Here is an 18,398-nt window from a genome sequence, read left to right as displayed (position 1 = left end):
ACTCAACCGGCGGTGGCCGCGCCATGGTCAGGTCCGGCCCCGGCTTCGGCCGACAGTCGCACTGTCTCCATCGCCACTTCACGGGTGCCGTCGCAGCATCTGGCGAACGGCAGATAGTGGACCTGCCCATCGGCACGCAGATGCATGCCCTCTGAGTCGAGCGCGATCAGTGCCACCTGTTGCGGCGCCACAGCGAAGAAGTGGCGGCACATGGCCTGCATCTGCTCGATGTGGTCTTCGTTCATGTGGTCGGTGATGTATTGCCGGTCGCCCTGCCAGCCTGCCATCGGCAGCAGCCACCGCTCGGCGGTGCCAGACACCTCGCCATCCAGCTCCACCGCCTGGGGCTCGAGCCGCCAGAGCCGACTGGCGGCATTCAACCGACCCGGAAAGAACGCTTCGAAGCGGACATGCAGTTCGGCATCACTCTGCGCAACCGGCGAGGCATTGCCCAGCAACCTGAGCAGTGTCGACCCTGTCTGACCCTGCAACGACACCGACCAACTGGCCGGTTGCGGATCGCCACCCCAATCGATCGTTGCATCCACCGCAAAGAGCGGCGATCCATCCTCCGCAAGGGCGCTGAAGCAGTGAAGGGTCTGCTCCCGTGCCGTAAAGACGACATCGGCTGCATCGTGCTGGCGTGCGCGCTGGCGCAACGAACGAAAGGTGGAATCACGCTCATGGCCATTCATTGGTGTGCTCCTTGTGAAGGGGTGAGCATCGGAGTGGGACAGGCACGACTCACAGCTGCGCCAGAAACTGGCTGACCCGCGCCATGGCCGACTTCGACTGGGGCAGTTCGGGGAACAGAATCTGGAAGTCATGCATCATCTGTGGCCAGAGTTCGAGCTCGACCTCACCCCCGGCATCGCGCAGATGCTGGGCAAAGCGGATGATCTGGTCGCGAAAAATCTCGGCCTCGCCACCGATGATCAACATCGGCGCCAGCGCCCTGAGGTCAGCATGCACTGGTGCCACCAGGGGATGGTCGGCATCCAGCTCTCCCATCGACAGGCGAATGGCGTCACGCAGCCAGTCGGCTTCGAGGATGTCGTAATCGAGATTGGTGATCATGCTACCGCCGGTGGCCAACGGGTGGACCCAAGGCGAGAACAGCAGTGCCGCGCGCGGCTGGGGTTGGGCCAGTTGCTTCAGTTGCAGCAGCAGTGCGCAGCTGAGCCCACCGCCGGCCGAATCGCCGGCAATGATGATCTGCTCCGGCTCATGGCCTTGATCGAGCAGCCACTGATAGGCGGCCAGGGCATCCTGCTGTGCTGCGGGAAAACGGTGCTCCGGCGCCAGACGGTAATCGACCGCCAACACCCGAATGCCATTTTCGACCGCGAGACGGGAAAGAAAAGGGCGAAACCCCTGCACCGAACCAAACAGATAGGCACCACCATGCAGGTAGAGCAGCACCCGCTGCGGCTGCCTGAGCCGATGCGGTTCGAACCATTCGGCGGCCATGTCACCGATCTGCTCGGCGCGGCGCTCCAGTTGGTCAGCCAGCGCAATCGGCTGGCTTCGGCGCGACTCCAGTTGCCGCCACTGTTGCGGATGGGCGGCGGCATAGCGCATCGCCTGCCGCAACACCGCCACCGTCATCTCGGTCCGCAGTGACCAGTCCGGCTGCGCCGCCCCCCGCAGTGGCCGCCGCAGCAGCACGCCCAATGCCGTGCCCAACAGTCGCAGAATCAGATACGGCATCGCGTTTCTCCGGTTTTTATTCTTCAAGCCCAAAGGATGCAGCCTATCGAACAGCGGGCCCTGTGGCCAGTGAACAGAACGGCCGCTTTGTCTGGCGGCACCTGCACCAGCGGCGTGGCTGCACACCCCGAAACACTTGGATGGCAACCTCCGCTCCGCTATGCTCCAACTCGGCCGAAAATGCGAATGCAGTCTTTCCTTCCACAATAACAACCCTGCAAGGAATGGCCATGGACACTCAACCCATCTGGGACACCCTGATCAGCGGTGCGCTGATCTTCGATGGCACCGGCACCCCGCCGCAGCGGATCGATCTGGCGATCAAGAATGGGCAAATCGCCGCCAAGGGCATCGATCTGCCCAGGACAGCGGCCGCGACCGTGATCGATGGCCAGGGCAAGTGGCTGATGCCGGGGCTGCTCGACATCCACACCCACTTCGACCTCGAAGTCGAGGTGGAGCCGGCGCTGACCGAGGCCGTCCGCCACGGCACCACCACCGTGGTGATGAGCAATTGCAGCCTTGGCCTGGCCTTCGGTGCCCTGACCAGCCCCGAGCGACCCGAGGAAAATCCGCTGATCGACTGCTTCGCCCGGGTCGAGAACATGCCCAAGCGGGTGCTCGAAAAGTGTCTGGATGGCGCCATCGACTGGCATGACAGTGGCAGCTATCTGCACCATCTCGAACAGTTGCCACTGGGGCCCAATGTCGCGCCGATGGTGCCGCACAGCATGCTGCGCATCGCGGTGATGGGGCTGGAGGGTTCGATCAGCCGGGAGCCGACCGCGGCCGAACTGCAACAGATGTGCGCCCTGGTCGAACAGGCGATGCAGCAGGGTTATGTCGGCTTTTCATCCGATGGCCTGCCGCTGCACTATCTGGCCAACGACCCGCACCGCAACGAAAAGATTCCGGCCCAGCACGCCACCTTGAAGGAGATCCGTGCATTGGCCGAGGTGGTGCGGCGCCACGATCGGGTCTGGCAGGCCACCCCCGACCCGGAGGATGGCCTCAAGACACTGGGCATCTTCGGTCTGACCTGCGGCCGCCTGCATGGCCGACCGCTGACGATGACCGCGACCGCGGCCATGGACATCGACTGCAACCAGTTCGCGCACCGCGGACTGCGCCTCTTCAGCCGGTTGCTCAACTCCAGACTGCTGCGCGGCGACTTCACCTTTCAGGCGCTGTCGGTCCCCTTCAAGGTCTTTGCCGACGGCGTCAGTTCGCCACTGCTGGAAGAGAAGCCCGCCTTTCGCGAGCTGATGGCGATCGATATCGAGGATGTCGAGCATCGCCAGCGGCTGCTGAACGACGCCGGCTATGTCGCGCGCTTCCGCCGCGACTGGCGCGCCGGCAAGGAGGGTTTCAACCTGAACCGGTTGCGCCACTGGCTGAAGATGGAGTCGACCACCTTCAGCCGCGAACTGGATGACATGGTCGTCGAGCGTGCGCCCATTGCGCTCTGGAGCGGGCAGCGACTGGGCGAGGTCTACCGCCGGTTGCGCAGCTATCAGCAGGGTGACCGACGCAGCGCAGCCAGCAGCGAAGAGGCCGGGTTCTTTGCCGCTGCGCCACCGATCAACGACGACGCCGACTTCATGCTGCACCTGCTGCGGCAGTTCGACCGCGCCCTGCGCTGGTATGTCATCACTGCCAACCAACGACCAGAGGTGCTGCGTGAGCTGCTGTTCGATCCGCAGACATTGCCCGGCTTCAACGACAGCGGCGCCCATCTGACCAACATGGCCTACTTCGATGGCAACCTCAGCACGCTGAAGATGGCCGCGCAGGAGTCACTCGACCAGGTGAGTCTGGCGGTCAAACGGCTGACGCGGGATCCGGCCCGACTGTTCCGCATGGAGGTTGGCACGCTGGAGATGGCCGCCCAGGCCGACCTGATACTGGTCGACCCGCAGGCACTGCTCGACTATGACAGCGATGCCGGGCTGACGATGATCCACCGCGAGGTCTTCGACCATCCGCAACTGGTCAACCGCTCCGATGGTGTGGTCGACAAGGTGTGGATCGCCGGAAAACTGGCGTGGGACGGGGCAACCTTCACCCCGGAGGTGGGCAAGGAGCGCTTCGGCCGGCTGATGACCGCCCGCGCTCAGGCGGCCGCCTGACGATCACAGCGGGCGGGTTGAAACCAGCCCGCCCGTTTTCTGCCGCCGGCTTCGGTCAGTGGCCTGCATCCAGCTCCTGCTTCTTCGGCACGGCGGCATAGGCACGCTGCATCCGCTGGTCACGGAACCGCAACCTGAAGTTCTCGACCAGCGAATACATCGCGGGCACCACCACCAGCGTCAGCAGCGTGGAGCTGATCATGCCGCCGATCACCGTCAGTGCCAGCGGCACGTTGGTTTCGGCGCCAACCCCACGGCTCACCGCTGCCGGCAACATCGCCAGAATCAGCGTCAGCGAGGTCATCACCACCGGCCGCATCCGGATCGGGCAGGCCATCCGCAGCGCCTCATCAACCCCCATGCCCCGATTCTCGCGGTACTGGTTGGTCAGATCGACCAGCAGGATCGAGTTCTTGGCCACCAGCCCGATCAGCAACACCATGCCGATCATCGAGTACATCACCAGTTCCGAATCGAACAGCCACAGCGCAAACAGCCCACCGACGATCGCCAGCGGCTGCGCCAACATCACGATCAGCGGCTGGATGAAGCCATTGAACTGGCTGGCCAGCACCATGTAGAGCAGCACCAGCGCCAGGACCAGCGCAAAACCAACCGCGTTGATGGCCTCGCCAAAGCTGCGCGCCTGTCCCTTCACATCGGTGCTGAAGCCCAGTGGCAGGGCGTCGGTTTCAACCTCGATCATCTCCAATGCCTGTGCCAGCGGCACCTTGGGTGTGATGTAGTAGGTGGCCGCGTATTTCAGGTTGAACTTGGAGAGCTTGGCGGGTCCAAGATTGGGCACGAACTCGGCAACGGTATCGGCCCTGACCAACTGGCCCGAACTGGTCCGCAGATAGAGCTTCTTCAGGTCGAGCGGTTGACCGATCTCCGACTCATTGGCCTTGATGCGGATGTCGTAACGCTCACCAGTACCGGCTGAGTCGTTGTAGAAAGCGATGTCCGCACCACCCAGCATCAGGTTGATGCTGGTGGCCACGTCACGCGCACTCAAGCCGAGACTGGTTGCACGCAGACGATCAACTTCCAGATTCATTTCGGGCAGGTCGTTTTGAAGATCCATGTCGACATTGCCCAGTTCCGGTTTCTGCTGCAGACGTTCATAGAGCGACGTGCCTTCGCGCACCAGGTCAGCGTAGTTGTTGGCACGCAGGACGATCTGAATCGGATCACTGCGCCCGCCGGGCATCGGGTTGGGAGGCACCACGAACGCCCGGATGCCGGCGATGGCAGCGAGATCTTTCTGCACCAGATTCTGCACTTCGAGTTGAGACAACTTGCGCTCATTCTTGGGCACCAGTCGAACCATTGCCATGCCTTCACTGCCCTGCATGCCAGTCATCAGACCAACACCGGAAAAGTGGTTCATCACCTCGGGATGTGAATCGAGCACCCTCCAGATCTCGGCCAATTTGCTCTCTGTGAATGAGACCGATGAACCGATCGGCGCCTTGAAGAAGACCATGAAACGACTCTCATCGACTTCCGGGTTGAACCCCTTGCCGATGTTCTTGAAGAAATAACCGCTCGAGGCCACCACCAAGGTGGCGATGCCCAACACCATCCAGCGGTGGTTCAGCGAGAAATCCAGCAACCGCTCGTAGCCGCGCTCACTCTTCTGAATCCAGCCCTCGTTGAAACGGGCAATGGGTCCCAGCTTGTGCTCGGCTTTCAGAAAGCGGGAGCAGAGCACTGGCGTCAGGGTCAGTGAAACAAAGAACGACGCCAGCACGCCGATCGTGGTCACCACGGCAAAGGACTGGAAGAACTTGCCGACCAGACCACTCATGAAGATCACCGGGCCAAAAATGCAGACCAGCGACAGACTGGCTGCCAGCACGGCAAAAAACACCTCATTGCTGCCTGAGATCGCCGAGGTGATCGGGTTCTTGTCGAGGGTGCTGCGGTGACGGTGGATGTTCTCCAGCACCACGATGGCGTCATCGACCACCACACCGATCAGCAGCAGCAGCGCCAACATCGTGAAGCTGTTGAAGGTGAAGTCGAAGAAGTACATCACCGCCACGGCCCCGAACAGGGAGACCGGAATGGCCAGCGATACGATCAGCGTCGAACGCCAGTCATGCAGGAAAACCAGCACCACCAGCGCGGCCAGCAAGGTGCCGTAAAAAATATGCTCGTTCAGGCTGCTGATGAGGCCACGCACGAAGAGTGAATCGTCGGTGGCGATGGTCACCTTCATGCCAGGCGGCAGCAGTGGCTCGACCTGCTCCTTGACCACCTTCTGCACCCTGTCGATGACCGCCACCATGTTGGCGTTGCTGACCTTGACGATGCCAAGTCCAGCCGTCTTCTGACCAATGAAGAAGCCCGACGAGCGCCGGTCAGCCACCCCATCGACGATGGTGGCCACATCCTTCAGCAGAATCGGCGCATCATTGCGGTAGCCGATCACCAGCTCATTCAACTCACGGAGGCTGTGGTACTCCTGATCGAGCTTGATCAGAAACTCCCGGTTCTCACCGACCATGAAACCACCCGGCGCCTGCAGGTGCTCATTGTTGAAGGCGCGGGTCAGATCCTGAGCGGTCACCCCCAGTGCCGCCATCCGCTCCAGATCGACGTTGACGCGGATGGTCCGCTCGTTGGAACCACCCAACTGAATGTTGCCAACGCCTTCGATGCCTTCGAGCTGCTTCTTGACCACATTCAGCGCATAGTCACCCAGCTGCTCCTGGGTCCGGTCACCCGACAGCACCACCCACATGATCGGGAAGGCGCCAAACTCGATCTTGCGCACAATTGGAATGTCCGCCTCACTTGGAAGCTGGTTGAGCACGGTGTTGACCTTGCTCTGCACTTCATTGAAGGCGACCTCCATGTCCTTGCTGGACTTGAAGAAGATCACCACGTTGGAGACGCTGGGGGTCGAGGAGGCCTCGATATAGTCGATGCCGGTCACACTGTTGACCGCCCCTTCGATGATCTTGCTGACACTGCTGTCGATGACGGTCGGATTGGCTCCCTTGAGGGTGGTGGTCACCGAAATGATCGGAAAATCGACATTCGGCCAGCGGTCGATGCCGATGCGGGTCAGACCGATGACGCCCACCAGTACGATGACCAGATTGAGCATGTAGGCCATCGCATAGCGTTTGATCGACAGTTCAGGCAGTGTCATGGCTTCGACTCCTTGATTCGTACCTTGGCCCCGTTGGTCAGGTAGTAGGCGCCCTCTTCCGCAACGGTATCACCCTCTTCGATGCCCGTGCGGATCTCGATGCGTCCCTTCTGCCAGACGCCAGTGGTCACCTGCCGCTGCTCGGCCACCCCATCCTTGATGACATAGACCACGGTGCCAGCGGGTCTTTGCACCACCGCCAGGTCGGAAACCATCAATGTCTGACGCTCCTCCAGCACCAGCACGCCATCGACACTGGCGCCGGGTCGCCAGTCGCCGGGATTGTCGACCTCGACAATCACATCGGCCGAGAGGTTCTGGGTGGCGATGTCGGGTCTGACTTCGGTCACCACACCGACCAGTTCACCATGCGCCTGAACACCCCCCTCCTCGACATTCAGGCTCAGCTTGACCTCGAGGCCCGGCTTCAGCCGGCTGGCGGTCTTTTCGGGAAATGGCAGGACGATCTGCAATTTCTGATGGGTCGTCAACTCGAAAAGCGGAGCGCCCGGCGCAACGAAATCACCCGGCGACACCAGCCGTCGCTGCACCTCGCCGGCAACCGGCGCAAACACCCGGGTCTTGTCGAGGTTGCGCTGCACGATGGCCAATCGCGCCGAAACCCCCTCGAGTTGCTGGGTCAGCACGCGCTTCTGTGCCTCGGCATCATCGAGCTGCGTCTTGGAGACGAAATTCTGCTTGCTCAGATCCTGCAGCCGCTTGACCTGGCGCTCCTGATTCTCGAGCTGGGCCTGCACCCGACGCACCTCGGCACTGCTGGCACGCAACTCGTTCTGATAGGCGGTGTCATCGATCTGCGCCAGCAGATCGCCCTTTTTGACACTGCGACCCACGTCGACATGCAAACGAACGACCTGTCCGGCCACCTCCGCAGCCACTTTCGGTTTGGCAGCAGTCTCGATGCGACCGAGTGACTTCTCGGTCACCTGAAGCATGCTCTTCTGAACTTTTGCCACCGTGATCAAGGTGGCCGGACGCTCGGTCTGTTCCGCCTTTTTCTCGGCCTCCTTGTTGGCGCAACCGGTGATCAGCAGCGGCAGGCTTGCCAGCGCAAGCGATAGCAGAATGGCTTTTTTCATTACGAGTTAAGTCCTTGACCCACATCAGAAGAGTTTGCCCCGGCAACAGCGGGGCGGTTGAGAATACCATTGAGCAGCACATCGACCACCATGGCGGAAAACATCTCCGGTTTTTTCGGATAGACGATGTCAGGCAGTCTGCTCAGAACGTCGCTGCCTTTCATGAACAGGATGTTGGCGCCGATGATCAACACCGCCAGCACCGATGGGTTGAGTTCGGCGCGAAACTCGCCGGTTTGCTGCCCCTCGCGCAACAGCGTCACCAGACGGGCGAAGTTGCAGTCGATCTCCTGCGCCGGAATCGCTTCACAATTCAGCTCGGACTGGAGGTTCTTTCCTGCCTCGAACAGCTCGCGGATCATCAGCTTGGAGTCGGCGGGGTTGTTCAGCAGATTGACCAGATGGCGAAGCACGAACCTGTGCAACATCTCCCGGTAGGAGCCCGCCTCTTCACAGCACCATTGCATGGCCTGGGTCGCATCGGCACAGGCCAGCTTCAGCACCTGGTAATAGAGCTGACTCTTTGAACTGAAATGGTGATAGATGTTGGCCTTGCTCACGCCGGCCTCATCCGCAATGGCGCTGATCGAGACGCTGGCATAGTCCTGTTCGGAAAAGAGCTTCCGCGCCGCATCGAGCACCCTGCGCTCGCCGCTTGGTTCACTCATCTGCAATCCGGAACCAAGGAGCGCTCAGACGAGCCAGACACTGCCAACGCCATCGATTTGACCTTCCTTGACCGAAGAAACAATCGCACAGAACAAGACACTGACCGATCGATCGGTCCGGATTATAGTGGCGGCAAGATCGCTTTTCCAACTCTTTTGAAATTCATCGCCGGGCGGAACGCGGGAAACTTCCAGCCAGCGCGCCGGAACAGTCAAGTGGATGGACGCTCTTCGTCGGCCAGAATCTCATCAACCAGCCTGTCGAGTTCATCCGCGTCGACCTGCTCCTTACCGGACTCCGCCACCTCCTCTGCTGCGTCCATCTCGGCATCGGCCTCGACCTCCACGGCAGACTCAGCACACCTGGCCGAAGACGCTTCGCGCGTGGCTTGGGCTTTGCGTCGCTCCTCGCGCTGTTTGACCGCGTCGGAAACCTCCTGCTGCGCGTCAGCGACACTCTTGCGATAACGCCGCCAGAAAAAGTAACCCACACCGCCGACAGCCAGAAAAAATACCCCTGCAGCAACTCCCATCTGCACCCGATTCGAGTGCGCTTCCTCAGCCGAGGCATCATCGGCCTCTGCAACCTCTTTTTCAGCATCCGCCTCGCCTGCCGAGCTCGCCGCCTCGATGAAAACGATCTCATCGGGATAGAGATTGAAAGGCGCACCCTGTCGGGTCTTGCCGCGCAGTTGCAGGGCGAGACGGTACTGACCGGCTTCGGGCAGTTCGGCGGGCAGCAGCTCGAGCTGCCAGCGACCCGTCCCCTGCTTGGGCAAATCGCGCACTTTGCCCTGATTGTGCGGCGGATGAACCATCACCTTGGCCTCGACCGTCCCCAGGTCGATCTCCGGATGACGCGCGGTCACCTCCAATCGGTAACCGCCCTTGGCATCCTTGGACTGCTCGAAGCGCACGCCGAAGGCATCGGCCGGCAGTTGCACCTCGGTCACATGATCGAGCCCCGGCGGTGCGAACTGGATTCGTTGCCGATATTGGCGGACAAAGCTTTTTCCATCGATCTTGAGCAGAAACTCGTAACTTCCAGGCAGATCAACACCGGTGACGCTGACCCCATAGATGCCGTCGGCCGGCGGCTGACCTGCACTCGCCAGTTGCCCGCTGTTCAGCAGGCGCTCGTTCTGGGAGAGTTGGGCAGTGATGGTCAGCAGGCGCAACAGATCGGCATCGGTCAGCGGTTTGCCCGCCTCTTCGAGCCAGAATCGGCCGTTGATCGGTGCCGCCTCGGCCAAGCTGCCCGGGATGCCATCGACCTTCAGTTGCAGATTGCTGACCACCCGCACCCGGTTGCCCGGGTCAGGATCGGACTGCAACACCCACTCCCCGGCCGCGGGCTTGCGCACCGTCACCAGGTCGTAGCCCCGGTCACGGTGCCAACTGACCGTCACCGGGTATTGTTGCGCCTCGTAGGCCGTGCCATCCGGCGCCAGCAGCCGCACCTGCGCATCGGCCTGCGCCGGATGCAGCGCCAGCAGCGTGAACTCCTCGATGGCACCGTCGACACTGAAACGGTTGTCGGCCAGTGGCAGCTCGGTGGCGGGTGCCGCCTGCTCCAGCGCCTGCAGAAACAGCTTCAACAACTCATCGGCGTGGTTGGCCGTGGCGCTGATGCCGCCGGTTGTCCGCGCCATCTGCTTGAGCAGCGCATGGTCAGCCTCGGCCGACAGGGCAATGGTGTGAATCGTCACGCCCGCCTGTTGATAGCGCGGCAGGATCTTCTCGATGATGCGTTGCCGCTCGGCCTGATTGCGTGCCGGATCCTTGCTGACATCGACGAGGCCATCGGTCAGAAAGATCAGATGAACCCGTCCCTTGGCGGTCGGTTGCTTCAGATCGTAACCCGCCTGCTCCAGCGCGGCGCCGATGTGGGTGAAGAGCCCGGATGAGTCGATCTTGCCGACTTGACGGCGCGCCAGTTCGCGCCAGGCACTGTCGACCTGCGCGTGCCTGACCAGCAGGTTGACCTGCTCGCCAAACAGCCAGATGCCGGCACGGCTGTTGGCCGGCAGCAGATCGATCAACAGGTTCGCCGCCGGAATGCGCAGAGTGTGCGGATCGTTCTTTTTCATGCTGCCCGAGATGTCGATGACCACCCGCACATCGACTGGCGGCTCCTGCGCTGCCAGCAGAAATGGTGGCAGCGTCAGCAGCAGTGCCGCCAGCAACCAGGCGGCTGTCCGACGACAGAAACCGATCATCCGTTCACTCTCCGTTGCACACCGTGATGGCACGAACAGTCGGCCACGCACTGTAAAAAGCACTCTTCTCAAGCCTAGCAGACTCTTTTCATTCTGCTTTCCAACCCGAAAACCGGAAAAAATCTGCAACAGCGCACAGTTCGGCTACGCTTGAGCTGAAGAATTTCTGTTGTTGTGGCTGGCAAGCGCAGCACCCTCACGCCCCAAGGCGGCGCCGCTGTTGCCTGTAGACATTGACCCGACATCGCGGAGGAGAAGAGATGCCGTCAACGACCGGACCCCGAAAGCTCTCCCTCAAGGAGGTGGAAGCGATCCGCCGCGTGGAGTCGCGCGGCATCCAGGTCGATTACCAGGCGATCACCGACCAGTTGCTGCGCAACCAGCATCTCGGCCAGCCGGAACAGCCGGTCTTTTCGGTGATCTACCGTGACTATTACCCTCGACTGCAACCCCTGAGAGGCGTCTGAACCACTCTCAATCGCACGCGGTTTCAACCCGTCACTCCTTGTCCGGATGCCCGCTTCGCCTTCCGGACACTCCACGCTCGCCCTGCTTCCTCCTGAAGCAATCGAGGGGTGCCAATCAACAGCCATCATGGAAATAAAAACGTCATAATTACTGCATAACATTCTGATTTTTATCGGTTAAGCAGTTCTCATTCCCGATGTCACCCTGGCCCCCCGAAGATATCCGCCGTCTCTGCCTCGAACTCGACAGCGTCCTGGCACAGCAGCGGCTCAACATTCTGTTTCAACCGATCGCATCGCTACGCGGTCGCACGGTCATGGGTTACGAGGCCTTGGTCCGTGGTCCTGCCGACAGCCCGCTGCACAATCCGCTGGTCCTGTTTGGCACTGCTGAACGGTGCGAGCGACTCTCCGAGCTGGATTTGCTGTGCCAACGGCTTGCCGCCAGCCGGTTTCTGGCCATGGGCCTTCCCGGCCAACTGTTCCTGAACATGGTGCCGAGCCTGTTGCTGGAGTCTCGGCATGATTCACGACATGCCATCGAGCAGTTGCGGGCCACCGGCCTGTCACCACAACGGGTGGTGCTGGAGCTGAGCGAGCGCTATCCGCTGGAGGATTCGGAAAGTCTGCGTCTGGCCCTGACCCCCTATCTGCAGGCGGGTTATCGGGTCGCCATCGACGATCTCGGGGCGGGCTATGCGAGCCTGCGTCTGTGGTCCGAGCTGCGTCCAGCCTATGTCAAGATCGATCAGCACTTCATCCGTGGTCTGGACGATGACCCGATCAAACGTGAATTCGTGCGCTCGATGGGCGAGATGGCGCGCAGCGCCGGCGCCCAAGTGGTGGCCGAAGGGGTGGAAACCGCCGGCGAATTCGGCGCATTGACCGAGCTTGGCATCGAACTGGCACAGGGCTACCACCTGGCGCGCCCGGTTGCCGAGCCACCGCTGACGCTGGCAGCCGGTCTGTTCGAGCGCGACCTGCCCCTGTTGCGTGACGCCTGGCGCTGGCAACGCGGCCAGACGGTGGGTGAGCTGGCTCGACCGAACCCGAGCATCACTCCCGACACCAGCATGGACGCCGTGGAGCTGATGTTCCGTCAGCGTCCCGATCTGAACACGCTGCCGGTGGTGGCTGACGGCAGGGTGGTGGGCATGATCCAGCGCATCACGTTCAACCATCTCTACTTCAGCCGCTACGGGCGCGAACTCTATGGCCGCAAGCCAGTCGCCTGGTTCATGCAGGGTGAACCCTTGACGGTCGAGCACGACCTGCAACTGGCCGATGTCAGCCGCCTGCTGACCGATGTGGTCGCTGACCAGGTCGAGCAGGAGTTCATCGTCGTCCATGAAGGCCACTACCTGGGCATGGTGCGCGTGCTCGATCTGCTGCGGCGCATCACCGACCTGCAGATGCGTGCCGCCCGCCACGCCAATCCGCTGACGCTGCTGCCCGGCAACGTCCCGGTCTACGAATGTGTCGCCGATCTGCTGCGCAGACAGACCTCCTTCGCCGTGGCCTATTGTGACATCGATCACTTCAAACCCTTCAATGACCTCCATGGCTACAGCCGTGGCGACGAGGTCATCAAGCGCCTGGCCGAACTGGCAGTGCAGCACTGCGACAGCGAACGTGACCTGATCGGCCATATCGGTGGCGATGATTTCGTCCTGGTGCTTTGCAGCGCAGATTGGCATGAACGCTGTGAACGACTGCTGAGCGCATTCAAAGAGGCCGCCCTGGAGTTCAGCAGCAGCGAAGAGCAGGCCGCGGGCGGCATCTGGAGCGAAGACCGGCGCGGTCAGAAACAGTTCTTTCCACTGCTCGGGCTGTCGATCGGCGTCGTGCTGCCCGATCCGGCCCGCTGCCACTCGCACCATGATGTCGCCGCACTGGCGGCCAAGGCCAAGCATCAGGCCAAACGGCGTCGCGGCGCTGCCGCAGACGGCGCCCTCTATGTCGATCGTCGGCGGGGTCCGGACAGCGTGCAGACAACTGCATCGCCCATGTGAAATCTGCCCTCTGACGACTGTTCGTGCTGTTGCAGTGGCGAGCGATTAGAATTGCCGCCCCACTCACCCGAGCAGACCGACACTCCCCGCATGGCCGAACTCCTGCTGCAACTGAGCAATGTCCAACTGACGGTCGGCCATCCGCCGCTGATCGACGGAGTCGACCTCGACATCCAGAACGGCGAGCGCATTGCGCTGATCGGGCGCAACGGTGCTGGAAAATCGACACTGATGAAGCTGGTGGCGGGGCTGATTCCACCCGACGATGGCCGCATCATCCAGGGCGACAACCTCAATCTCTCCTGGCTGGCCCAGGAGGTGCCGACCCGGTTGCAGGGCAGCGTCGCCGAGGTGGTGGCGCAGGGGTTCGGCGAGGTCAACCAGTGGTTCGACGCCCATCATCTTCTGCTGGCCAAACCGCGAATCACCGCCACCGAGCAGCAGGAGCTGGAGCGGCTGCAGGGGCTGCTCGATGCCCACGATGGCTGGCGGCTGGCGCAGCGCCTCGATGCGCTGCTCGATCGCATGGATCTGCGGGCCGATGCACAGATCGAAAACCTCTCTGGCGGCTTCAAGCGGCGGGTGCTGCTGGCGCGGGCGCTGATCAATGAGCCCAACCTGCTGCTGCTCGATGAGCCGACCAACCATCTGGACATCCGGCAGATCGACTGGCTGGAGCGGTTTCTGCTCGACTTCGCCGGCAGCGTGCTCTTCATCTCGCACGACCGTTCGCTGGTGCGCCGCCTCGCCACCCGCATCGTCGAGCTGGAGCGGGGCCGGCTCAGCAACTGGCCGGGCGACTACGACCGCTACCTGACCGGCCGCATGGCCGCCCTCGAAGAGGAGGAGCGGCGCAATGCCCTGTTCGACAAACGGCTGGCCGCCGAAGAGGTGTGGATTCGCCAGGGCATCAAGGCGCGGCGCACCCGCAACGAGGGCCGGGTGCGGGCGCTCGAGGCGATGCGCCGTGAGCGCGCGGCGCGGCGCAACCGCGATGGCACGGTCAACCTCAGGGTCGATGGCAGCCAGCGCTCTGGCCAACTGGTGATCGAGGCGCGCAATCTCAGCCATGGCTTTGCCGGCACGCCGCTGATACAGGGCTTTTCGACCCTGATCCAGCGTGGCGACAAGGTCGGCATCCTCGGGCCGAACGGCTGTGGCAAGAGCACGCTGATCAACCTGCTGCTCGGCCAGATCAGCCCCGATTCCGGCGAGGTTCGCCATGGCAGCCGGCTCGAGATCGCCTACTTCGACCAGTTGCGCGAAACACTCGACGAAGAGAGCAGCCTGATCGACGTGGTGGCACAGGGGCGCAGCAGCATCACCATCAACGGGCAGGAGAAGTCGGTGATGGGCTACCTGGGTGATTTTCTCTTTTCGCCGCGTCAGGTGCGTGCGCCGGTCAAGGCGCTGTCGGGCGGCGAGCGCAACCGGCTGCTGCTGGCGCGCCTGTTCACCCAACCGGCCAATGTGCTGGTGCTGGATGAACCCACCAACGACCTCGACACCGAAACATTGGAGATTCTGGAGAGCCTGCTGATCAACTACCCCGGCACGCTGCTGCTGGTGAGCCACGACCGGACCTTTCTCGACAATGTGGTGACCAGCCTGATCGCATTCGATGCCGATGGCGAACTCAGGGAGTATGTCGGCGGTTACAGCGACTATCTGCGCCAGTGTCCTGCCCTGCCGCCACAGCGGCAGGAGCGGGTCAAAGCCGCACCGGCACGGCAGCCTTCCGTCGCTGCGGCGGCCACCAGCCCTGCCAAGCTGAGCTACAAGGAGCAGCGGGAACTCGATGCATTGCCGGCACAGATCGACACGCTCGAAACCGAGCAGCGACAACTGCTGGCGTCGATGAACCAGCCCGGTTTCTATGCGCAGGACCCAGCCCTGATCACATCGACCAGCCAGCGCATCGAGCAGATAGCGCAGGCCCTGGAAGCCTGCTTCAGCCGCTGGGAGGCGCTCGAGCAGCGCAGCACGGGTCGCTGAAGCGGTGGCTGATCGACTCCCGGGAGTGAGGCAACCCTAGAGCACGTAGGCCTCCGAGGCATAGCGGCGCATCATGCGGTGACTGTTGAAATAGGCCGCATTCTTGCTGATCGCCCCCTTCATCACGGCGATCCAGGCGCTCTGCTCGCCTTCATAGCCGTAATAGAGCGGCAACACCACCTCCTCCAGCTTCTGATAGAGCGCCTCACTGTCGAAGCCGTTGGCTGGCTGCTCGGCACTGTCACCGATGCGCCAACCGGTCACCCCCTCGACACAGCCTTCGATCCACCAGCCATCGAGCACACTCAACTGTGGCACGCCGTTGAAGGCCGCCTTCATGCCACTGGTGCCGGAGGCCTCCAGCGGCCGCAGCGGGGTGTTGAGCCAGAGGTCACTGCCGGAGGTCAGCAGTTGTCCCAGCTCCATGTCGTAGTTGGGCAGAAAGGCGATCGGAATCTCATCCTCCAGCGCCTTGATCCATCCATGCAGCGCCTGAATCAGCCCTTTGCCCTCCTGATCGTGCGGATGCGCCTTGCCGGCCAGCACGATCTGCAACGGATAACTGCCGGCGATGGCACGCAGACGGGCGAGGTCGGAGAACAGCAGCGCCGGCCGCTTGTAGGCGGTCATGCGGCGGGCAAAGCCGATGATCGGCAGCTTGGGGTGAAACCTGACGCCGGTGAGCTGTACGATCCGGGCGATCAGCGCCGCCTTGGCCTCCTCATGCGCCGCCCAGATCTCGGCATCGGTGATCTGATCGGCGCGTGACAGCAGCTCGGGTTCATGACACCAGCCGGGCAGATGGTGGTCGTAGAGCCGCTGGAAGCTGGGTGCGGTCCAGGTCGCCGGATGCACGCCATTGGTCACCGCATGAATGCGATAGCCAGGAAAGTTCTGCCGCGACACCTCGGCATGGCGCTTGGCCACCCCGTTCACATACTCGCTGAGGTTGAGCGCCAGCCGGGTCATGTTGAGCTGCTGCTCGCCGGCCAGCTGCCTGAGCGTCGGCAGGTCGACCAGTGACCCCATGGTTGCCTCGACCAGGCCATAGTCGAACTTGTCGTGGCCGGCCTCGACCGGGGTGTGGGTGGTGAAGATGCAGAGATCGCGCACCTTGGGCAGGTCGTAACGCGGCTCGCCCGGACGCAGCTCCTCGGGCAGGTAGGCATCGCGCAGCATCAGCTCCAGCGCCAGAAAGGCCGAGTGGCCCTCGTTCATGTGGTGCTGGCGAATCTCGAAACCGAGCGCACGCAACATGCGCACGCCACCAAAGCCGAGCACCATCTCCTGCTTCAGACGGTAGGTCTCGTCGCCGCCATACAGATGGTCGGTGATCGCCCGGTCATCCGGGTGGTTCTCATCAAGCCGGGTGTCGAGCAGGATCACCGGCAGCCGGCCATCGATGCAGCCACCCAGCACATGGAGCCAGCCGCTGATCCACACCTGGCGGCCGGCGATGGTCAGTGCCACCTTGCTGTCGAGGCGACTGGCGAACCGCTCCGGCTCCCAGCCATCATCGCTTTCGCTCTGCCACCCCTCGGCATCGAGCTGCTGGCGGAAGTAGCCGTGACGACTCACCAGTGTCACCCCGACCATCGGCACCGACAGGTCGGCGGCCGAACGCAGGGTGTCGCCTGCCAGGATGCCCAAGCCCCCACTGTAGGTCTGTATGCCCTGCCCCAGCGCGATCTCCATCGAAAAATAGGCAGTGCGTGGGCGACGGGTGAATTCATGGTGCGGCATTGCGAGAGATCCTTTCGATCGAAGTCTGGTTGACTCTTTACTGTAGCGGTCGATGCGACCTTGCCATCATAAACGGCCGCACCGATCATATTGATGACAGCAACACCACTGCCGGAGTTCCGCCCATCAGCAGCGCGCACCACCATGGCCATGATCATGGCCACCACCATGCCCATCAGGATGTCCACAACCTGAAGCTGGCCTTCTTTCTCAACCTCGGCTTCGCCCTGCTGGAGCTGATCGGCGCGTTGCTGACCAACAGTCTGGCCGTTGCCTCCGACGCGCTGCACGATCTGGGCGACAGCCTTGCCCTGGGGCTGGCCTGGTTTCTCGGCCACCATGCCGAGCGCCGTCCCGACCAGCGCTACTCCTATGGCTACCGACGCTTTTCGCTGATGGGCGCCCTGATCAACTCCGCCATCCTGCTTGGCGGCTCGCTCTATCTTCTGTTGCAGGCGGTGCCACGACTGCTCGATCCACAGCCGGTGCATGCGCCGGGGATGATCCTGCTGGCGCTGCTCGGCATCGCCGTCAACGGCGCCGTGGCACTGCGGCTGCGCGGCGGCCGCGGGCTCAACAGCCAGGTGATCTCCTGGCACTTCATCGAAGATCTGCTCGGCTGGCTCGCCGTGCTGTGCGTCAGCATCCTGTTGCTTTTCAAGGAGTGGCCGATCCTCGATCCACTGTTGTCGATCGGCTTCACCCTGTTCATTCTGTACAACGTCCATGGCCTGTTCAAAAAGAGCGTCGCGCTGTTCCTGCAGGGTGTGCCCGACGAGATTTCGCTCGATGAAGTGCTCGATGCAATCCGCGCCATCGATCAGGTGGCTGATTGCCATCACACCCATGTCTGGTCGATGGATGGTGAACACCATGTCTTCAGCAGCCATCTGGTGCTGGAGAAAGACCTCAGCATCGACCAGGTGCTGGCACTGAAGGAGCAGGTGCGCACACTGGTGCTGCGCTTCGGCTTCAGCCACAGCACGGTGGAGCTGGAATATCCCGCCGAACAGTGCCGCATGGAACCGCTCGACCATGACCTCGCGCATCTGCCCGAGCATGGCCACAGCCACGCCCATGACCAGACGGCACCCAATCCATCCTGAATCAGCCTGCCACTGACCGACCGACCCGGTCGGTCGATCTGGGCAATCGGCAGCGCGCTGGATACACTGCGCAGCCAATCCCGCCG

At 62.3% G+C, this 18,398-nt stretch carries 12 protein-coding genes; 5 read left to right on the top strand and 7 right to left on the bottom strand.

Annotated features, from left to right (window positions below):
- Positions 1–2 precede the first annotated feature (2 nt).
- The gene (locus tag H7A13_04090) at positions 3–695 is read right to left on the bottom strand and encodes a DUF2470 domain-containing protein (GenBank protein MCP5332520.1); all 693 of its coding nucleotides are present in this window, start codon (positions 693–695) and stop codon (positions 3–5) included.
- A gap of 49 nt (positions 696–744) precedes the next feature.
- Positions 745–1,710, bottom strand: a complete 966-nt coding sequence (locus H7A13_04085) for an alpha/beta hydrolase (GenBank protein MCP5332519.1) — start codon at positions 1,708–1,710, stop codon at positions 745–747.
- A gap of 230 nt (positions 1,711–1,940) precedes the next feature.
- Here H7A13_04085 and H7A13_04080 point away from each other — a divergent pair, with 230 nt between their 5' ends.
- Positions 1,941–3,839, top strand: coding sequence for an amidohydrolase family protein (locus tag H7A13_04080; protein ID MCP5332518.1), 1,899 nt, complete (start codon positions 1,941–1,943; stop codon positions 3,837–3,839).
- A gap of 55 nt (positions 3,840–3,894) precedes the next feature.
- Here H7A13_04080 and H7A13_04075 read toward each other — a convergent pair whose 3' ends face one another.
- The 4 genes from H7A13_04075 to H7A13_04060 all read right to left on the bottom strand — a co-directional run bounded on the left by H7A13_04075 (position 3,895) and on the right by H7A13_04060 (position 10,989).
- On the bottom strand, positions 3,895–7,002 hold the full coding sequence (locus H7A13_04075) for an efflux RND transporter permease subunit (GenBank protein MCP5332517.1): 3,108 nt from the start codon (positions 7,000–7,002) through the stop codon (positions 3,895–3,897).
- Positions 6,999–8,102 carry an efflux RND transporter periplasmic adaptor subunit gene (locus H7A13_04070; GenBank protein ID MCP5332516.1) on the bottom strand — a complete coding sequence of 368 codons (1,104 nt, stop codon included), beginning with the start codon at positions 8,100–8,102 and terminating at the stop codon, positions 6,999–7,001. The genes H7A13_04075 and H7A13_04070 overlap by 4 nt, the downstream gene beginning before the upstream one ends.
- Positions 8,102–8,770, bottom strand: a complete 669-nt coding sequence (locus H7A13_04065) for a TetR/AcrR family transcriptional regulator (GenBank protein MCP5332515.1) — start codon at positions 8,768–8,770, stop codon at positions 8,102–8,104. Before H7A13_04065 ends, H7A13_04070 begins: the two co-directional genes overlap by 1 nt.
- A 212-nt stretch (positions 8,771–8,982) precedes the next feature.
- Positions 8,983–10,989, bottom strand: a complete 2,007-nt coding sequence (locus H7A13_04060; GenBank protein ID MCP5332514.1) for a VWA domain-containing protein — start codon at positions 10,987–10,989, stop codon at positions 8,983–8,985.
- 260 nt (positions 10,990–11,249) lie between these two features.
- Between H7A13_04060 and H7A13_04055 the strand changes: the two genes are divergently transcribed.
- The 3 genes from H7A13_04055 (at position 11,250) to H7A13_04045 (ending at position 15,463) form a co-directional block, all read left to right on the top strand.
- On the top strand, positions 11,250–11,456 hold the full coding sequence (locus tag H7A13_04055; protein ID MCP5332513.1) for a hypothetical protein: 207 nt from the start codon (positions 11,250–11,252) through the stop codon (positions 11,454–11,456).
- Positions 11,457–11,653: 197 nt separating this feature from the next.
- Positions 11,654–13,468 (top strand): EAL and GGDEF domain-containing protein, encoded by a 1,815-nt coding sequence (locus H7A13_04050; protein MCP5332512.1) that lies wholly within the window; start codon positions 11,654–11,656, stop codon positions 13,466–13,468.
- A gap of 90 nt (positions 13,469–13,558) precedes the next feature.
- Entirely contained in the window at positions 13,559–15,463 is a 1,905-nt protein-coding gene (locus tag H7A13_04045) for an ATP-binding cassette domain-containing protein (GenBank protein ID MCP5332511.1), read from the top strand.
- Positions 15,464–15,499: 36 nt separating this feature from the next.
- Here the strand turns inward: H7A13_04045 and glgP are convergent, their stop codons facing one another.
- Positions 15,500–17,206, bottom strand: coding sequence for an alpha-glucan family phosphorylase (gene glgP, locus H7A13_04040; protein MCP5332510.1), 1,707 nt, complete (start codon positions 17,204–17,206; stop codon positions 15,500–15,502).
- Positions 17,207–17,331: 125 nt separating this feature from the next.
- Between glgP and H7A13_04035 the strand changes: the two genes are divergently transcribed.
- Positions 17,332–18,312 (top strand): cation transporter, encoded by a 981-nt coding sequence (locus tag H7A13_04035; GenBank protein ID MCP5332509.1) that lies wholly within the window; start codon positions 17,332–17,334, stop codon positions 18,310–18,312.
- Positions 18,313–18,398: the final 86 nt, after the last annotated feature.

This window comes from Pseudomonadales bacterium, assembly GCA_024234215.1.
Classification (GTDB): Bacteria; Pseudomonadota; Gammaproteobacteria; order Pseudomonadales; family UBA5862; genus JACKOQ01.
This window is presented reverse-complemented; position numbering and strand designations above follow the sequence as displayed.

What these genes read in the sequence shown, in the direction of transcription:
- H7A13_04055 (MCP5332513.1), top strand. Translation starts at nt 11,250, where the DNA reads ATGCCGTCAACGACCGGACCCCGAAAGCTCTCCCTCAAGGAGGTGGAA.
- H7A13_04070 (MCP5332516.1), bottom strand. Translation starts at nt 8,102, where the DNA reads ATGAAAAAAGCCATTCTGCTATCGCTTGCGCTGGCAAGCCTGCCGCTG.
- H7A13_04065 (MCP5332515.1), bottom strand. Translation starts at nt 8,770, where the DNA reads ATGAGTGAACCAAGCGGCGAGCGCAGGGTGCTCGATGCGGCGCGGAAG.
- H7A13_04080 (MCP5332518.1), top strand. Translation starts at nt 1,941, where the DNA reads ATGGACACTCAACCCATCTGGGACACCCTGATCAGCGGTGCGCTGATC.
- H7A13_04075 (MCP5332517.1), bottom strand. Translation starts at nt 7,002, where the DNA reads ATGACACTGCCTGAACTGTCGATCAAACGCTATGCGATGGCCTACATG.
- H7A13_04045 (MCP5332511.1), top strand. Translation starts at nt 13,559, where the DNA reads ATGGCCGAACTCCTGCTGCAACTGAGCAATGTCCAACTGACGGTCGGC.
- H7A13_04060 (MCP5332514.1), bottom strand. Translation starts at nt 10,989, where the DNA reads ATGATCGGTTTCTGTCGTCGGACAGCCGCCTGGTTGCTGGCGGCACTG.
- H7A13_04050 (MCP5332512.1), top strand. Translation starts at nt 11,654, where the DNA reads ATGTCACCCTGGCCCCCCGAAGATATCCGCCGTCTCTGCCTCGAACTC.
- glgP (MCP5332510.1), bottom strand. Translation starts at nt 17,206, where the DNA reads ATGCCGCACCATGAATTCACCCGTCGCCCACGCACTGCCTATTTTTCG.
- H7A13_04085 (MCP5332519.1), bottom strand. Translation starts at nt 1,710, where the DNA reads ATGCCGTATCTGATTCTGCGACTGTTGGGCACGGCATTGGGCGTGCTG.
- H7A13_04090 (MCP5332520.1), bottom strand. Translation starts at nt 695, where the DNA reads ATGAATGGCCATGAGCGTGATTCCACCTTTCGTTCGTTGCGCCAGCGC.